This window comes from Chlorobaculum sp. 24CR (assembly GCF_004118635.1).
Lineage (GTDB): Bacteria > Bacteroidota > Chlorobiia > Chlorobiales > Chlorobiaceae > Chlorobaculum.
Genome location: NZ_SDGU01000079.1, coordinates 1 through 582 on the forward strand (window position 1 = coordinate 1; position 582 = coordinate 582).

The window sequence follows — 582 nt, forward strand, 5'->3', positions numbered from 1 at the left end:
TGAAATATCGATATGCCAGTGTTCATGCGGCTTTTCAGGTTGCACGAATCCTTTGCCCTTCTTGCTGTTTTCGTTGTTCCAGCGTTTCAAGAGGCCGGCGGCACTCAGCACACGGTACACGCTGCTGGGGCTGACGGCCACGATATTGCGGTCAAGCATCATAAAAGTCAACCGACGGTAGCCCTCCAAAGGATAGTTCAGATGAAACTTGATAATCTCCTGCTTCTCCCGGTCTTCGAGCCAGAAGTCTCTGGGAATCAATGCGTTATGTTCATTGACTTTGCCATAGCGAGCCTGCCACTCATAGAACTTGCTGGACGCGATACCCAGCCATTTGATGAATCGCATCACAGCCAGGCTGCTCTTTTTTGCCCACAACCGGACAAAGTCGATAATGGCATCACGAATATCATGGGGAACCCAGGACGCCGTCAGAGTTCCCCAAGTTCTTTTTTTAGCTTGACATGCTCCTCCATGAGTTCAGAGAGTACGTCGTTCTTGTTGCGTAACTTCGCTTCAAGCTGTTCGATCTTTTTCTGCTCAGCCTTGTTCAGGGTTGATTGCTGCTTTTCGAATGCAGCA

General features: G+C 49.5%; 1 pseudogene. It reads right to left on the reverse strand.

Going from position 1 to position 582, the window contains the following annotated elements:
• Positions 1-348: pseudogene (locus EST62_RS12350) on the reverse strand (IS3 family transposase); the annotation flags it as partial.
• Between the last annotated feature and the right edge of the window lie 234 nt (positions 349-582).